The organism is Lysinibacillus sp. RU7, from assembly GCF_057837305.1.
Genome location: NZ_JBYQFK010000194.1, coordinates 1 through 257, shown reverse-complemented (window position 1 = coordinate 257; position 257 = coordinate 1). Strand labels below are relative to the sequence as shown.

Annotated in this window: 1 protein-coding gene; it reads right to left on the bottom strand. The window is 61.5% G+C overall.

Features of this window, described 5'->3' with window-relative positions; genetic code table 11:
- Nucleotides 1-257 (bottom strand): hypothetical protein (locus tag AC3II9_RS22065; protein ID WP_489158868.1); only part of this gene is annotated, 257 nt, incomplete at both ends.

Sequence of the window (257 nt, the reverse complement as noted above, 5' to 3'; positions counted from 1 at the left end):
GCGGGCGGTCGATCGCCTCGACGACAATGTCGTTCCAGTTCCAGTTCTGCGTCTGGTTGAAATGGCTGAAATAATAGCCGCCGGTCAGGGTGTGGCGGCCCAGGCCCGTGTCGAACTTCTTCGTGACGCTCAGGTCGTTGATGACATTCTCGACATCGACGACCGTGTTGAAGATGCTCTGGGTCAGCGCGAGCTGATTGCCCAGCGCGGAGGCGGCGACCGTCTGGCCGTTGCTGGCATCGCGATAGACCGCCGAC